Here is a 14,085-nt window from a genome sequence, read left to right on the forward strand (position 1 = left end):
TGCGGGGCTTCTTGGCCGTCTGGGACGATTGCTCGTATGACCTCTGCAACGCCTTCCTCCGAGCGCCGGGTGTCCGCCCGAATCGGCGCCATTTCCGAGTCCGCCACCCTCGCCGTGGACGCCAAGGCCAAGGCCCTCAAGGCCGCCGGGCGCCCGGTGATCGGCTTCGGTGCCGGTGAGCCCGACTTCCCGACCCCGGACTACATCGTCGAGGCCGCGGTCGAGGCCTGCCGCAACCCCAAGTACCACCGCTACACGCCGGCCGGCGGCCTGCCCGAGCTCAAGGCCGCGATCGCCGCCAAGACCCTGCGGGACTCCGGCTACGAGGTCGAGGCCTCGCAGATCCTGGTGACCAACGGCGGCAAGCAGGCGATCTACGAGGCCTTCGCGGCCGTCCTGGACCCGGGTGACGAGGTCATCGTCCCGGCTCCGTACTGGACCACCTACCCGGAGTCGATCCGTCTCGCCGGCGGTGTCCCGGTCGAGGTCGTCGCCGACGAGACCACCGGTTACCGGGTCTCCGTCGAGCAGCTGGAGGCCGCGCGCACCGAGCGCACCAAGGTCGTCCTGTTCGTCTCCCCGTCCAACCCGACCGGCGCGGTCTACAGCGAGGCCGACGCCCGCGCGATCGGCGAGTGGGCCGCGGAGCACGGCCTGTGGGTGATGACGGACGAGATCTACGAGCACCTCGTCTACGGCGACGCGAAGTTCACCTCGCTGCCCGTGCTGGTCCCCGCCCTGCGCGACAAGTGCATCGTCGTCAACGGCGTCGCCAAGACGTACGCCATGACCGGCTGGCGCGTGGGCTGGATCATCGCCCCGCAGGATGTCATCAAGGCCGCGACGAACCTCCAGTCGCACGCCACGTCCAACGTCTCCAACGTGGCCCAGGTCGCGGCGCTCGCCGCCGTCTCGGGCAACCTGGACGCGGTCGCGGAGATGCGCAGGGCCTTCGACCGCCGCCGCCAGACCATGGTCAGGATGCTGAACGAGATCGACGGCGTTCTCTGCCCCACCCCCGAAGGCGCGTTCTACGCGTACCCGTCGGTCAAGGAGCTCCTCGGCAAGGAGATCCGCGGCAAGCGCCCGCAGACCTCCGTCGAGCTCGCGGCCCTGATCCTGGACGAGGTCGAGGTCGCGGTCGTCCCGGGCGAGGCCTTCGGAACCCCCGGCTACCTGCGCCTGTCCTACGCCCTGGGCGACGAGGACCTGGTGGAGGGCGTCTCCCGCATCCAGAAGCTCCTGGCCGAGGCCAAGGCCTAGTCCTGACAAGGGCCTCCGGCCCGACCTGAGCGGCGCCGCCCCCACGGGGACCGGCGCCGCTCGCCGTTCCCCTCTTCCACCCCCGCCGGCGCTTGAGGCGCACGTTCAGCCCCGCCGGCGTTCGGGGCGCGGGTCCGGGCAGCGCCCGGGAGGCCCCCGCGCAGCGGCCCCGCCCCCCGTTCACGCGTTCGCGCAAGCCCCCGATCGGTAAAACCCCCTCCCGCCGAGCGCAGCGGTACGGCAGGATCACCAGATGGAGCACGCACGCGATCTCACGCTTCTGCCCAAGGCCCACCTCCACCTGCACTTCACCGGGTCGATGCGACCATCGACCCTGCTGGAGCTCGCCGACAAGTACGGGGTGCGCCTTCCCGACGCCCTGACGGCCGGTGAGCCGCCCAAGCTCCGCGCCACCGACGAACGCGGCTGGTTCCGCTTCCAGCGGCTCTACGACGCCGCGCGCTCCTGTCTGCGCGAGCCCGACGACATCCGGCGCCTGGTCCGCGAGGCCGCCGAGGAGGACGTACGGGACGGCAGCGGCTGGCTGGAGATCCAGGTGGACCCCACCTCCTACGCCCCCCTGCTCGGCGGGATGATCCCGGCCGTCGAGATCATCCTCGACGCCGTCGACGCCGCCTCCCGCGAGACCGGCCTCGGCATGCGGGTCCTCATCGCCGCCAACCGCATGAAGCACCCGCTCGACGCCCGCACCCTCGCCCGCCTCGCCGTCCGCTACGCCGACCGCGGGATCGTCGGCTTCGGCCTCTCCAACGACGAGCGCCGCGGGATGGCCCGCGACTTCGACCGGGCCTTCGCCATCGCCCGCGAGGGCGGCCTCCTCGCCGCCCCGCACGGCGGCGAGCTCACCGGCCCGGCCTCCGTCCGCGACTGCCTCGACGACCTGCACGCCTCCCGCATCGGGCACGGCGTCCGGGCCGCCGAGGACCCCCGGCTCCTCAAGCGGCTCGCCGACCGGCAGATCACCTGCGAGGTCTGCCCGGCCTCCAACGTCGCCCTCGGGGTCTACGAGCGGCCCGAGGACGTCCCGCTGCGCACGCTGTTCGAGGCCGGGGTGCCCATGGCGCTGGGCGCCGACGACCCGTTGCTCTTCGGGTCCCGGCTCGCGGCCCAGTACGAGATCGCCCGCCGCCACCACGGCTTCACGGACGCGGAACTCGCCGAGCTGGCCCGCCAGTCGGTGCGCGGGAGCGCGGCGCCCGACGACGTACAGGCCAAGCTGCTGGCGGGGATCGACCACTGGCTCACCGGGTGAGCCGCAGGTCCCCCTCGTAGCAGTCGGCCCGCACCCGCCCGCCGTCCAGGAAGCCGATCTCCAGGTGGGTACGGCCCTGCGCGGGCAGTGCGAACTCGGCGACCGAGGCGACGGTCTCGCCGAGGTGCCGCAGGAAGGGGTGGTCGCCGAGGTCCTCGCCGACCTCGATGCGGCCCCACTCCCCCATGTCGTACGCCTCGTGGGGTGCGGCGGACTCGACGATGAGGCACTGGTCGGATCCGGTGGTGATCCGAATCGTGTCGCCGATGCTGTCGATCAGCCAGATGTCGAGGGGCGCCTCGGAGCGTTCGCCGTCGCTGATGTGCCAGGACGCGACGACTCGGCTGAGCGTGCGCCCCACGAGACGGGTGGGGTCCGTACCGGCCCCGTGCAGGGGACAGAGCATGGGCGGCCGGGGCTCCTCAGATGCTGACGCCGACCGTCACCGGCTCGTTGACCAGGGTGACGCCGAAGGCCGCGTGGACGCCCGCGACGACCTCGCGGGCCAGGGTGAGGAGGTCCTCGGTGGTGGCCTCGCCGCGGTTGGTGAGGGCGAGGGTGTGCTTGGTGGAGATGCGCGCGGGGCCGGTGCCGTAGCCCTTGGTGAAGCCGGCCCTGTCGATCAGCCAGGCCGCGCTGGTCTTCGTACGGCCGTCACCGGCGGGGTACGCGGGCGGGGCGGTGTCGGGGCCGAGGCGGTCCTGGACGCGGGTGAGGAAGGCGGCGTAGGCCTCGTCGGTCAGGATCGGGTTGTGGAAGAACGAGCCGGCCGACCAGGTGTCGTGGTCGGCGGGGTCGAGCACCATGCCCTTGCCGGCGCGCAGGCGCAGCACGGTCTCGCGGGCGGTGGCGGCGGGGACCCGGTCGCCCGCCCCGACACCGAGGGCGCGGGCGGTCTCGGGGTACTTGATCGGCGCGGACAGGCCGCCGGCGTCCTCCAGGGCGAAGCGCACGCGCAGCACGACGTAGCGGTCGGGCTGGTCCTTGAAGGTGCTGTTGCGGTACCGGAAGGCGCATTCGGCGGCGCTCAGGGTGACCGTTTCGCCGGTGCTGCGGTCGTAGGCGACGACCTCGGTGATGGTGTCGCACACCTCCTGGCCGTACGCCCCGACGTTCTGGATCGGGGTGGCGCCGGCGGAGCCGGGGATGCCGGCGAGGCACTCGATGCCGGCGAGGCCGGCCTCGACGGTGCGGGCGACGGCATCGCTCCAGTTCTCGCCGGCGGCGAGCTCCAGCCGTGTCCCGTCCAGATCGAAGCCGGTGGTCGCGATGCGCAGGGCGGTGCCGTCGAAGCCGCGGTCGCCGATGACCAGGTTGCTGCCGCCGCCGATGATCAGGAGCGGGGTGCCGCTCTCGTCCGCGGCGCGCACGGTGGCGACGACCTCGGCGTCGGTGGTCGCGGTGACCAGGCGGGCGGCGGGACCACCGAGGCGGAAGGTGGTCAGCGGGGCGAGGGGGGCATCGTGAAGTTCCTGCACGTGGACAAGAGTACGGTCCGTGCCCCTCGCATCCCTGCGGGGCCACGGACCGTACTCGCTCGTCCCCCCGGCCGGCGGGGTCAGCGGCTGGTCTCGTGCTCGGCGAGGCGGCGCTCCGCCTCGTCCCAGGTGAGGGGCAGCTCGGCGGCCGGGACGGTCCAGTAGGTGAAGGCCGATTCCTTCATGTACGCGCTGGCCGCGCGGGAGCTCGTGCGGTGGGGCTCGCTGCGGGCGAAGCGGTGGAGCGCGTCCCGGTCCTCCCATGCGGAGAGGGTCAGGAAGGTGCGGCGCAGGACGCGGGCGCGCAGTGCGACGCCGTGGGCGCCGGGGGCCTTGCGGATCTGGAGGATGATGCCGGGTGCCTTGAGGAAGAACCTGACGGCGCCCGCGAGGGTGGCGGTCTCGAAGCGGGAGGCCATGACGTAGACCTCGGCGTCGGGGGCGGCCGCGGTGGGCGTGGTCCAGGGGATGTCGGGCATGGCGAGCACTCCTTGGCGGTCGGTTTTGTGTGGGGGTGGGTCAGCCGGCGGCGGGCACCTTGTCCGGGACTGCGGTGGTCCGGCCCGCGAGCACCGGGGTGGCCCTGGGCTTGCGGGGCACCAGCAGGGCGAGTGCGGCGGCGAGGGCGACCGCGCCGGCGCCGATCCACAGGGCGGGGACGGTGCCGTCGGTGAAGGCCTGCGGGGACTCGTAGCCGCCCTGGGCCGAGAAGACGGAGGCCAGGACGGCGACGCCGAGGGCTCCGCCGACCTCGCGCAGTGCGTTGTTGGTGCCCGAGGCCTTGCCCTGGTCGGCCGGGGCGACGGTGGACATCAGGACGTTGGCGGCGGGGGCGAAGTAGAGGGCCATACCGATCCCGCTGAGGATCAGCGGCGGGAGCTGGGCCGCGTACGAGACGTCCGAGCTCAGGATCGCCGCGAACCAGCCGAGACCGAGGGCTTGGAAGGCCAGCCCGGCGGCGACGACGGGGCGGCCGCCGATGCGGTCGGAGAGGATCCCGGCCAGTGGGGCGACGATCATCGGCATCCCGGTCCAGGGCAGCATGCGCAGGCCGGCCTCGGTGGGCGAGTAGCCGGCGACGCCCTGGAGGAACTGGCTGAGGAGGAAGATCGAGCCGAACATGCCGAGGAACATCAGCAGGCTGGCCAGGTTGATCCCGAGGAAGCCGCGGTCACGGAAGAGCCGCATGGGGAGCATGGGGTTGGCGTGGGTGAAGCCGTGGTGGACGAACCCGCCGACGAGCGCGGTGCCCACGATCAGGCCGGTCAGGACGGGGGCGCTGGTCCAGCCCTCGGCGTTGGCGTTGACCAGGGCGTAGACGATGCCGAAGAGGCCGCCGCTGATGAGCAGGGTGCCGGGGATGTCGAGACGCGCGTCGGGGGCGGTGGACTCGGCGAGGCGCAGGCGGGCGAGCGGGATCAGGGCGATGCCTATCGGCACGTTCAGCCAGAAGATCCACTGCCAGGAGATGTGCTCGGTGAGGCTGCCGCCGATGAGGGGACCGCTGGCGACGGCCAGGCCGGTGACGGCTCCGTAGATACCGAGGGCCATGCCGCGGCGGGCGGCCGGGACTGCGGCGGTGAGCAGGGTGAGGGTGAGCGGCATCATGATCGCGGCGCCGACGCCCTGGACGGCGCGGGCGGCGATGAGCGCGTCGATGCCGGGCGAGAGGGCGGCCGCGGCGGAGGCCCCGGTGAAGATCGCGAGGCCCGCGATGAAGAGCCGCCGGCGGCCGAAGCGGTCACCGAGCGCGGCACCGAACATGAGGAGGACGGCGAAGGTGAGCGTGTACGCGTTCACCGTCCACTCCAGGTCCTCCAACTTGCCGCCGAGGTCCTCGCGGATGGCGGGGAGGGCGGTGGTGACGACCAGGTTGTCGAGTGCGGCCATGAAGCTGGCCACGCCGGTGAGGATGAGGGCCCAGACGGCGGGCCCGCGGAGCTTGGTGTCCGACTCTTGCTGCTTGGTGTCCGACTCTTGCGCGTGCACGGTTCCCCCTGCGGTTGTTAGTTATTGCTGACTAACTTTCACGATCAAACGAATGCGCGCGAGCAGGTCGCGCGCACGCCCCTCTCACGCCTCCAGGCGTCCCGTGGCACGCGCCGAGGGGTAGAGCCCCTCCCAGACGCGGTGCTCGGGCGGGAAGCCCATGGCGGCGAGGGTGTTGATCAGCATTCCGTACGCCATGAAGGTCGTGGTCTCACCGACGTCCCCACCGAACGGCACGTGAACGGTGTCCCAGAGCTCCATCCACCCCTTGCGCACGAGCTCGCCGAGCTCGTGGTCCCCGGCCGCCTCGGCGGCGGCGACGGTGACGTACATCTGCAGCTGCATCTGGAGCTTGTCGGGATCCTCGGCGATCAGCCGGGTGTAGGCGTTCGCCATGGCATGGGTGGCCTCCTCGCCGTGCAGCCCCTCGGCGGCCTCGGCGAAGACCGCCCGTGTGTCCCTCAGGCAGCGCTCGGCCGCGGCGAGGAAGATGGCGGGCTTGTTCGGGAAGAGCCGGAAGAGGTACGGCTGCGAGACACCCACCCGCTTGGCGATCGCCTCGGTGGAGGTCCCGTAGTAACCCCCACGCGCGAACTCGTGCATCGCCGCGCGAATGACGCTCTCACGCCTCTCATCTGCGCTCATCCTCACCATGGGGCTAAGTTAGTGCTCAATCACTAACTAAGTCAAGGGGAGGGGCGGCGGGGGCCCACCCCCGCCGGCCCACCGAAAAGGGGCGGAGGCCCACCGGCCCCCGCCCCGCCTCCGCCGCCCCGCCTCCGGCCTCTACCGCCCGGCGCATCAGGCCAGTTCGACCACCGCGCGGGACATGCCCAGGACCTTCTGGCCCGCGCTCATGGCCGTCAGGTCGACCCGGACGCGGTTGTCGTCCAGCTTGGCGGCGACCTTCGCGGTGACCTCGATCAGACCGCCCCGGTCGTCGTTCGGGACCACGACGGGCCTGGTGAAGCGCACTCCGTACTCGACCACCGCACCCGGGTCGCCGACCCAGTCGGTGACCACACGGATCGCTTCGGCCATGGTGAACATGCCGTGCGCGATCACGTCCGGCAGCCCGACCCCCTTGGCGAACTTCTCGTTCCAGTGGATCGGGTTGAAGTCGCCCGAGGCGCCCGCGTACTGGACGAGCGTGGCGCGCGTCACGGGGAACGACGCCGCCGGCAGCTCGGTGCCGACCTCTACGTCGGCGTACTGGATCTGCGATGCCATGTCAGGCCTCCTCGGGGGCGCGGGAGACGAGCTTCGTCCATGCCGTCACCACGTGCTCGCCGGTCTCGTCGTGGACCTCGCCGCGGATGTCGATGACGTCGTTGCCCGCGAGCGACTTCACGGACTCGATGGTGGAGACCACCGAAAGCCGGTCGCCGGCCCGCACCGGGCGGGAGTACGCGAACTTCTGGTCACCGTGCACGACACGGCTGTAGTCCAGCCCCAGCTGCGGGTCCTCGACGACCTGGCCGGCGGCCTTGAAGGTGATCGCAAACACAAAAGTCGGCGGAGCGATCACATCGGGGTAGCCGTACGACTTCGCGGCTTCGGGATCGGTGTAGACGGGATTGGCGTCACCCACCGCAGCCGCGAATTCGCGGATCTTCTCCCGGCCGACCTCGTACGGATCGGTGGGCGGGTAGCTCCGCCCCACGAAGGACTGGTCGAGAGCCATGACTCACTACCTCCTGATGAAGGGACACAAATGACGCGGGAACAAAGACGGGCACGGAAACGACACAAGGCCGCCCCCCAAAGAAGGGGACGACCTCGTGACGGTGCCTGTTATTCGAGACTTCGCTGGGGTCAGCGGGTCTCGCGGTGCGCGGTGTGCGAGTTGCAGCGCGGGCAGTGCTTCTTCATCTCAAGACGGTCCGGGTTGTTACGCCGGTTCTTCTTGGTGATGTAGTTCCGCTCCTTGCACTCCACGCAGGCCAGCGTGATCTTCGGGCGGACGTCGGTGGCAGCCACGTGAGTGCTCCTTGACGGAAATTGGGACGGATGAACGCATACAAGAGTAGCCGACCGGGAGACCGACCCCGCAATCGGCTACTGTGTGTAGCGGCGACCGGACTTGAACCGGTGACACAGCGATTATGAGCCGCTTGCTCTACCGACTGAGCTACGCCGCTTTGATGTGATCAGCTCCCCACCCGAGGGTGGGGAACCTCTCTCACCAGAGCCCCAATGCGGAATCGAACCGCAGACCTTCTCCTTACCATGGAGACGCTCTACCGACTGAGCTATTGGGGCGAGCGATGAAGACATTACACGGTTGCCTGCCGATCGCCCAAATCCTTTGCGGGGACAGGGCTCCGAGGGGGTTCGGCGGACCTTCTCGATCAACCCGTCGATCACTCCGGACCCACTTTTCGGGCGGATTGTGGGCGGGCTCACACTCCCGTACCCGTTCGGAGCCGCCGACCGTCACCCGGAGCTACCGGCGCCACCGGGGCCGACCGGGCGCACGCGCGGGCACTCCGGCGCAGGGCACCACACCGGTACGACTATTGAGCTCTTCCGTGAAGCGGGCTGCGCCGCGCCCTAGGCTCGGAAGACGCTGCGTGATCTTGGGCCGCGGGCCGCGGGCTCGGCCACCGCCACGGCCACTGCCACTGCCACTGCCACGGCTCCAGGAACCGCCCGAGCCACCGCAGGAGCGCGATGTCCGACAGCCAGCCGCAGCAGCCGTTCCAGTCGCCCCGCAGCGGTAACGGCCATGGCCACGCGGCCGCAGCCGAAGCCACCACCCTGCTGCTCACCGGGGCCCGGCTCACGGACGGCCGTACCGTCGACGTCCGCCTCGGCGGCGGCCGGATCCAGGCCGTCGGCACCACGGGCAGCCTCCCCTCCCCCGCGCTGTCCCGGGTGGACCTGTCCGGCTACCTGCTGCTCCCCGCCCCCGCCGAGCCGCACGCCCACGGGGACACCGCGCTGACCGCCGACGGCGAGGGGCCCGTCTCCTACACCCCCGACGAGGTCCAGCGCCGGGCCACCGAAGCCGCCCTGCTCCAGCTCGGCCACGGCGCCACCGCCGTCCGCTCCCACGTCCGTATCGGCGACGTGCACGGCCTGGGTCCCATGGAGGCCGTGCTCCAGGCCCGCCGCTCGCTGCGCGGGCTCGCCGACCTCACCGCCGTCGCCGTCCCCCGGCTGCTGACCGGGGTGGCGGGCGCGGACGGGCTCGCCATGCTGCGGGACGCGGTCAAGATGGGCGCCGCGGTCATCGGCGGCTGCCCGGACCTGGACCCGGACCCGACGGGCTTCCTCGAAGCCGTCCTGGAACTCGCCGCCGAGCACGGCTGCCCCGTGGATCTGCACACGGACGGTGACGATCCGGCCCGCCTCTCCCGGCTCGCGGTGATGGCCGGCGGGCTGCGTCCCGGGGTGACCATCGGCCCCTGCGGCGGTCTGTCCCGGCTCCCGCTGGACGCGGCCTCCCGCGCCGCCGACCAGCTGGCCGCCGCCGGCGTACGCGTGACCTGCCTGCCCCAGGGCGACTGCGCGGCCCTGGAACGCCGCGGCCTGCGCACCGCACCCGTACGGCTGCTGCGGGCCGCCGGTGTGCGCGTTGCGGCCGGCAGCGGGGCGCTGCGGGACGCCGGGAACCCCGTCGGCCGCGGGGACCCGCTGGAGGCCGCGTACCTGCTGGCCTCCCAGGGCGGCCTCCGGGCGGGCGAGGCCTACGAATCGGTCAGCGCCTGCGCCCGTGAGGCCATGGGCCTGCCGGAGGTCCGGGTGGAGGCCGGTTTCCCGGCGGAGCTGCTCGCCGTACGCGGGGAGCGGATCGCGGGCGTGCTGTCCCTCGCGTACAGCCGGATCGTGATCCACCGCGGGCGGGTGGTAGCCCGTACGAGTGCCGTACGCGAGTACTGCGACTCCGCCGTCGCGGTGGCCCTGGACCTGCCCCGGCAGGGCCGGACGGAGCCCGGTCCCTGAAGTTCGCCGTGCGTTCGCGGGCGTGGGCGCCCGGGTCGTCGTACGGTCGGGTCATGCGCATCGTCATCGCGGGTGGACACGGTCAGATCGCGCTGCGGCTGGAGCGACTGCTCTCAGCGGGCGATTACGAGGTCGCGGGCATCATCCGCGATGCGGCACAGGCCGACGCCCTGAGGCAGGCGGGCGCCGAGCCGGTGCTCTGCGATCTGGAGTCGGCCTCGGTGGACCATGTGGCCGGGATTCTGCGGGACGCGGACGTAGCGGTGTTCGCGGCCGGCGCGGGACCCGGCAGCGGGATCGGACGCAAGGACACCGTGGACCGGGGCGCTGCGGTGCTGTTCGCCGACGCCGCCGAACGGGCCGGCGTGCGGCGCTTCCTGATGGTGTCTTCGATGGGCGCCGACGCGCACCACGGGGGCGACGAGGTCTTCGACGCGTACCTGCGGGCCAAGGGCGAGGCCGACGACCACGTACGGACCCGCCTGGGCCTGGAGTGGACGGTCCTGCGCCCGGGTTCGCTGATCGACGACGCCGGGACGGGCCTGGTCCGTCTGGAGGCGCAGACGGGCCGCGGGGCCGTCCCGCGCGACGACGTGGCGGCGGTTCTGGCCGAGCTGATCGAGACGCCGGCGACGGCGGGCCTGACCCTGGAGCTGATCTCCGGCTCGACGCCGGTACCGGTGGCCGTGAAGGACGTGGCGGGCAACTGAGTCCGCTGCCACGGCGGTCCGGCCGTCCGGCGGACTGCCGCTCCCGTGTTCAGAACCCGGCGCTGACCTTGTCGTCGGACCGGCCGACCGAGTCCTGCTGGTAGCGGTCCTCGTACGCCTGCCGGATCCGCTCGATGCGCGTGCTGCGCTCGCCGGCCTCCTTCTCCGGGTACAGCAGGACCACCTCGTACGAGGTTTCGCGGACGATCTTGCCGTCCTGGCCGCGCCACTGGCCGTACCCGTCGTGGAGGGTCAGCCCCTCGGGGAAGGCGGGGGTGATCTCCCGGTCCAGGAACCGCATGAACTCGCGTTCCTCGACCGTGCCGCGGCCGTCGGCCCGTTGGGTTCCGAAGTACAGCCGGGTCTCCGCGTAGGGCTCCCCCACGTCCGGATGGAGGGCCGCCCCCACCAGGGCCGGGATCCCCGCACCGAGCAGGGCCATGAGCACCCCGCCGCCGACCTTCCCACGTGTGTCAGATGTCCATTTCACCCCCGGTGAACGAAATGCGGCCGCGGACGTTGCGGTCGGCCCCGGTCAGTACGTCAGGCGGCGCTGCCACCAGGGGGCGTCCGGTGCGACGTAAGGGTCGCCGAGGGTGCGGGCGAGGAAGCGCTCGTCGAGCGGCGCGATCACGGCGCGCAACTCGCGCCGGGCCCGGGGCGGGAGGAGGTGGCAGACGGTCTCCAGCGTGCCGCGGCAGTAACCCACCCAGTCGCAGCAACCGTGGTCGTCGTCCGCCGCCGGGTAGATGATCCAAGGTCCTCGCTGGTACGCGGTCCGGCGCCAGTGCCGCAGGGACCGGTAGGTGTCGCCGCGCGAGAGGCGGCGATGCTCGACGCGGGCGATCGCGGCGAGGGTGGCGGCGGATACGCCTTGGACGACGCCGCGCTCGTGCGGTCGGGGCGGCGGGACGGGCAGGTCGATCCTGACCTGCGAGGGTGCCTTACGCGGCACGGGCCTTTCGGCTGCTGATGTTGATCATGGGGCCAGCATGCCGCAGCCGCATCGCCCGCGCCCAACGCTTTTCGCGTCCGACGCCACCGATGACGAAAGAACCCCCGCTCACTGTGATTCCACAGATGAACGGGGGTTCCACTCGCGTGGCGGCGCCAGGGTTCGAACCTGGGTAGGCTGAGCCGGCAGATTTACAGTCTGCTTCGGGCAAGAGCGTTGCACCTACTTTGACCTGCTGCGAAGCCCCCTACAGGGGCAACCTGCAGTTCGCTCGTCCGCACCTCGTCCACGATCATTCGACGGACGGGCCGTTCTGCGGACCTTCGGCAACGAACCGAAAGGCGCCCAGCCCCAGCGTCGCAAGCCCCAGGAACGTGGCTCCAGCACCGCCGAGCACCAGCTTCGGCTCCACGCCCACGACCGACAGGACGAAGCCGGCGCCCATGGCGAAACAGGCGCTGGCCAGAAGAATGATCGCCAGCCAGACGCCCCGCCCCGTTGCGGTGTTGATGCTCATTCGCCCCTCCTCCCCCGGTGGACCACACCGGGCTCAACGACCCCCAGCGGGCCGACGAGTTGAAGGTGACAGAGGTAAAAGCACAGGTCAAAGCACTCAATATGCGTCTGCGCTGGAGCAATATCGCTATAGCTATGGACAGGTAGAGCGGTTCCGCAGTAAATATCACGAGGCTGCGCTGGACACCGCAGACGCTCCCACTGGCAAGGAAAGGAGAGCCAGTGGACCCCCTGCGAACCCCTGTGACTGCTGCACCCCCGTCTCTCCTGCACGAAGGTCGAGAATCTTGCTGACGCCCGCCCAGGCCACTGGCACCACGTCCCTGGGGAAGGCCGCAGATAGAGCGGTCCGCTCAGGACGCGTGTCCTTCACTCCGAGCTTCGTCAGGGCGAGCGGCCAGGACGCTCTACCTCCGATGGCCCGCCTGATCCGAGGCGGAAGAGGAGGTGAGGTGCGCCTGAAGCTCTACCTCTGCCTCGTCATGATGGCCACCGCGGAACCGTTCGACATCAAGCGGCCGCCCACGCCTCAGGCTTGGTGCCGCCTTCTTGCACTCCCTTCCGACGCTGGGCCCCGCCGGGTTACTAGCAATATCAAGTGGCTTTCAGAGAACGGGTTTATTGAACTGGGCCCCAGGCGAGGCTACGCGCCCCCATCCATTCAGCTACTCTCCATGAATGGCGATAGGTCACCTTTTGAACGCGCAAGCCTAAAAGGTCGATACGTAGGGATCCCTATTGAATTCTGGCGCAACGGCTGGATTCTCGCCCTATCGCCAACAGCCATCGCCCTCCTCTTCGCCCTACTTGAATCCCAGGGAGGGCACACGGAATCTCGGTATGTACCGAGACAGAGGCGCGAATCGTACGGCCTTTCGCATAACACTTGGACCGAGGCCCGCAAGGAACTTGAAAGACATGACTTCCTCACGGTGACCCGCACTCCCCAAGGGAGCGACTTCGACTATCAACGAATGCGAAATTCGTACTGGGTAGACGAATCTCGCCTATTCGACACCCCAGGGTCTCACCTACATTCGGGAGCGGCAATGAAGCAAGAAGATGCACTCCGGGACATTTTTGCCGATTTCCGGAAGACACAATAGCCCTCCCTCGTAGACCAAAAGAGACCCGAACGACAGGAGGGGCGGGGCTGACATGAAAGCAAACCTTACACAGCAGATTGAACGCCACGGCGTTTCCTGGGCTAGGAATCCTCGCATTTGATCAGATCGCCACCCGCGCCATCCATGCCGAAGAGAAATGGCGACCAGTGGTGGCTACTTGCGAAGTTGCTCGACGAAGAGACGCGCATATCGACCCCAGTCAATTCGGGCCTTCTTAAATCTTTCCCTGGCCCGCTCCGAGGGCATTTCATCTTCCATTCGAGCCCAGGAGACGAGAAGGAGGGCGAGTGTTGTTGCCGCCTGTGAATCCTCTCCGTCCATCGCCTTCCAGATTTCCATACCCATGGGGTGCCGAAGATTCAATTCAATCCTGCATACCCCGCCAAGGAAATCGACATTGAACATCTCCGGACCATTCCAGCCCGCGGCAACAATCGTCGTGCGAAGTGAATTATAGTCATCGACTGGCGCGCCCACCAGCGTCTGCCAATCTTCCAGTTCCATTTCAGAAATCGGCGAACTGGCTGGCTCCGGTTCAGGTTCCACCAGTCGACTGGCTTCTGCGGCTTGGATCGCCCCTGGTGGGTAAAGCGGCGAAGATGAGGACTCAGGTGGCGTCTCAGGACGTTCCCCCACGGGAGAATGAATCGATTCCCAGAGGCTCCGGAAGCGGTCAATCTCGGACAGCGCTGTCTCCCGTCTCGCGAGGGTGAGCAGCGCGTCAACCAATGCTTCCACTTTGAGCCAGCGCGGCACGCGGCGACCCGCCAAGATATTGGCGACGGTCTGATGGGACATAGAGTCCCTGGCGAATTCTGATCGAGTA

The 14,085-nt window shown here is 69.9% G+C and carries 16 protein-coding genes and 3 tRNA genes; 4 read left to right on the forward strand and 15 right to left on the reverse strand.

Going from position 1 to position 14,085, the window contains the following annotated elements; genetic code table 11:
- Positions 1 to 36 precede the first annotated feature (36 nt).
- Together IE257_RS20535 and IE257_RS20540 are read left to right on the forward strand one after the other, a co-directional pair.
- A complete protein-coding gene (locus tag IE257_RS20535; RefSeq protein WP_189970648.1) occupies positions 37 to 1,263 on the forward strand; it encodes a pyridoxal phosphate-dependent aminotransferase in 1,227 nt (408 codons plus the stop codon).
- 253 nt (positions 1,264 to 1,516) lie between these two features.
- Entirely contained in the window at positions 1,517 to 2,536 is a 1,020-nt protein-coding gene (locus tag IE257_RS20540) for an adenosine deaminase (RefSeq protein ID WP_189970649.1), read from the forward strand.
- Here the strand turns inward: IE257_RS20540 and IE257_RS20545 are convergent.
- The 10 genes from IE257_RS20545 to IE257_RS20590 all read right to left on the reverse strand — a co-directional run bounded on the left by IE257_RS20545 (position 2,526) and on the right by IE257_RS20590 (position 8,265).
- Positions 2,526 to 2,942, reverse strand: coding sequence for a hypothetical protein (locus IE257_RS20545; protein ID WP_189970652.1), 417 nt, complete (start codon positions 2,940 to 2,942; stop codon positions 2,526 to 2,528). The two genes, IE257_RS20540 and IE257_RS20545, sit on opposite strands and share 11 nt — an antisense overlap.
- A gap of 16 nt (positions 2,943 to 2,958) precedes the next feature.
- Positions 2,959 to 4,098, reverse strand: a complete 1,140-nt coding sequence (locus IE257_RS20550) for a UDP-N-acetylmuramate dehydrogenase (RefSeq protein ID WP_268251431.1) — start codon at positions 4,096 to 4,098, stop codon at positions 2,959 to 2,961.
- Positions 4,095 to 4,493 (reverse strand): DUF3291 domain-containing protein, encoded by a 399-nt coding sequence (locus IE257_RS20555; RefSeq protein WP_189970655.1) that lies wholly within the window; start codon positions 4,491 to 4,493, stop codon positions 4,095 to 4,097. The genes IE257_RS20550 and IE257_RS20555 overlap by 4 nt, the downstream gene beginning before the upstream one ends.
- Before the next feature lie 40 nt (positions 4,494 to 4,533).
- A complete protein-coding gene (locus tag IE257_RS20560; RefSeq protein WP_189970657.1) occupies positions 4,534 to 6,003 on the reverse strand; it encodes an MFS transporter in 1,470 nt (489 codons plus the stop codon).
- An 84-nt stretch (positions 6,004 to 6,087) separates the two neighbouring features.
- Positions 6,088 to 6,657 carry a TetR/AcrR family transcriptional regulator gene (locus IE257_RS20565; protein WP_030388890.1) on the reverse strand — a complete coding sequence of 190 codons (570 nt, stop codon included), beginning with the start codon at positions 6,655 to 6,657 and terminating at the stop codon, positions 6,088 to 6,090.
- A 147-nt stretch (positions 6,658 to 6,804) separates the two neighbouring features.
- Positions 6,805 to 7,233 (reverse strand): MaoC family dehydratase, encoded by a 429-nt coding sequence (locus IE257_RS20570; RefSeq protein WP_189970659.1) that lies wholly within the window; start codon positions 7,231 to 7,233, stop codon positions 6,805 to 6,807.
- Between the two features lies 1 nt (position 7,234).
- On the reverse strand, positions 7,235 to 7,687 hold the full coding sequence (locus IE257_RS20575) for a MaoC family dehydratase N-terminal domain-containing protein (RefSeq protein ID WP_189970661.1): 453 nt from the start codon (positions 7,685 to 7,687) through the stop codon (positions 7,235 to 7,237).
- Positions 7,688 to 7,818: 131 nt separating this feature from the next.
- Positions 7,819 to 7,983 carry a 50S ribosomal protein L33 gene (gene rpmG / locus IE257_RS20580; RefSeq protein ID WP_003956487.1) on the reverse strand — a complete coding sequence of 55 codons (165 nt, stop codon included), beginning with the start codon at positions 7,981 to 7,983 and terminating at the stop codon, positions 7,819 to 7,821.
- Between the two features lie 88 nt (positions 7,984 to 8,071).
- Positions 8,072 to 8,144, reverse strand: a tRNA-Met gene (locus IE257_RS20585).
- Between the two features lie 48 nt (positions 8,145 to 8,192).
- Positions 8,193 to 8,265 (reverse strand) — tRNA-Thr (locus IE257_RS20590).
- A gap of 411 nt (positions 8,266 to 8,676) precedes the next feature.
- Here IE257_RS20590 and IE257_RS20595 point away from each other — a divergent pair.
- Together IE257_RS20595 and IE257_RS20600 are read left to right on the forward strand one after the other, a co-directional pair.
- Positions 8,677 to 9,951 (forward strand): amidohydrolase family protein, encoded by a 1,275-nt coding sequence (locus IE257_RS20595; RefSeq protein ID WP_189970663.1) that lies wholly within the window; start codon positions 8,677 to 8,679, stop codon positions 9,949 to 9,951.
- Positions 9,952 to 10,004: 53 nt separating this feature from the next.
- Complete coding sequence (locus tag IE257_RS20600) at positions 10,005 to 10,661, forward strand: SDR family oxidoreductase (protein ID WP_189970665.1); 657 nt, start codon at positions 10,005 to 10,007, stop codon at positions 10,659 to 10,661.
- Between the two features lie 49 nt (positions 10,662 to 10,710).
- Here IE257_RS20600 and IE257_RS20605 read toward each other — a convergent pair whose 3' ends face one another.
- The 5 genes from IE257_RS20605 to IE257_RS20625 form a co-directional block, all read right to left on the reverse strand.
- Complete coding sequence (locus IE257_RS20605; protein ID WP_229920532.1) at positions 10,711 to 11,151, reverse strand: DUF3574 domain-containing protein; 441 nt, start codon at positions 11,149 to 11,151, stop codon at positions 10,711 to 10,713.
- A 45-nt stretch (positions 11,152 to 11,196) separates the two neighbouring features.
- Entirely contained in the window at positions 11,197 to 11,616 is a 420-nt protein-coding gene (locus tag IE257_RS20610; RefSeq protein ID WP_189970667.1) for a hypothetical protein, read from the reverse strand.
- A gap of 147 nt (positions 11,617 to 11,763) precedes the next feature.
- A tRNA-Tyr gene (locus IE257_RS20615) sits at positions 11,764 to 11,861 on the reverse strand.
- Positions 11,862 to 11,908: 47 nt separating this feature from the next.
- Positions 11,909 to 12,133 carry a hypothetical protein gene (locus tag IE257_RS20620; protein WP_189970669.1) on the reverse strand — a complete coding sequence of 75 codons (225 nt, stop codon included), beginning with the start codon at positions 12,131 to 12,133 and terminating at the stop codon, positions 11,909 to 11,911.
- A 1,279-nt stretch (positions 12,134 to 13,412) separates the two neighbouring features.
- Positions 13,413 to 14,057 (reverse strand): hypothetical protein, encoded by a 645-nt coding sequence (locus IE257_RS20625; protein WP_229920533.1) that lies wholly within the window; start codon positions 14,055 to 14,057, stop codon positions 13,413 to 13,415.
- Positions 14,058 to 14,085: the final 28 nt, after the last annotated feature.

Origin of the sequence: Streptomyces avidinii, assembly GCF_014650695.1 — a bacterium.
Classification (GTDB): Bacteria; Actinomycetota; Actinomycetes; order Streptomycetales; family Streptomycetaceae; genus Streptomyces; species Streptomyces avidinii.

Excerpts from the sequence above, each read along its gene's own strand:
- IE257_RS20535 (WP_189970648.1), top strand. The coding sequence starts at position 37 with ATGACCTCTGCAACGCCTTCCTCCGAGCGCCGGGTGTCCGCCCGAATC.
- IE257_RS20540 (WP_189970649.1), top strand. The coding sequence starts at position 1,517 with ATGGAGCACGCACGCGATCTCACGCTTCTGCCCAAGGCCCACCTCCAC.
- IE257_RS20545 (WP_189970652.1), bottom strand. The coding sequence starts at position 2,942 with ATGCTCTGTCCCCTGCACGGGGCCGGTACGGACCCCACCCGTCTCGTG.
- IE257_RS20555 (WP_189970655.1), bottom strand. The coding sequence starts at position 4,493 with ATGCCCGACATCCCCTGGACCACGCCCACCGCGGCCGCCCCCGACGCC.
- IE257_RS20565 (WP_030388890.1), bottom strand. The coding sequence starts at position 6,657 with ATGGTGAGGATGAGCGCAGATGAGAGGCGTGAGAGCGTCATTCGCGCG.
- IE257_RS20570 (WP_189970659.1), bottom strand. The coding sequence starts at position 7,233 with ATGGCATCGCAGATCCAGTACGCCGACGTAGAGGTCGGCACCGAGCTG.
- IE257_RS20575 (WP_189970661.1), bottom strand. The coding sequence starts at position 7,687 with ATGGCTCTCGACCAGTCCTTCGTGGGGCGGAGCTACCCGCCCACCGAT.
- IE257_RS20595 (WP_189970663.1), top strand. The coding sequence starts at position 8,677 with ATGTCCGACAGCCAGCCGCAGCAGCCGTTCCAGTCGCCCCGCAGCGGT.
- IE257_RS20600 (WP_189970665.1), top strand. The coding sequence starts at position 10,005 with ATGCGCATCGTCATCGCGGGTGGACACGGTCAGATCGCGCTGCGGCTG.
- IE257_RS20620 (WP_189970669.1), bottom strand. The coding sequence starts at position 12,133 with ATGAGCATCAACACCGCAACGGGGCGGGGCGTCTGGCTGGCGATCATT.
- IE257_RS20625 (WP_229920533.1), bottom strand. The coding sequence starts at position 14,057 with ATGTCCCATCAGACCGTCGCCAATATCTTGGCGGGTCGCCGCGTGCCG.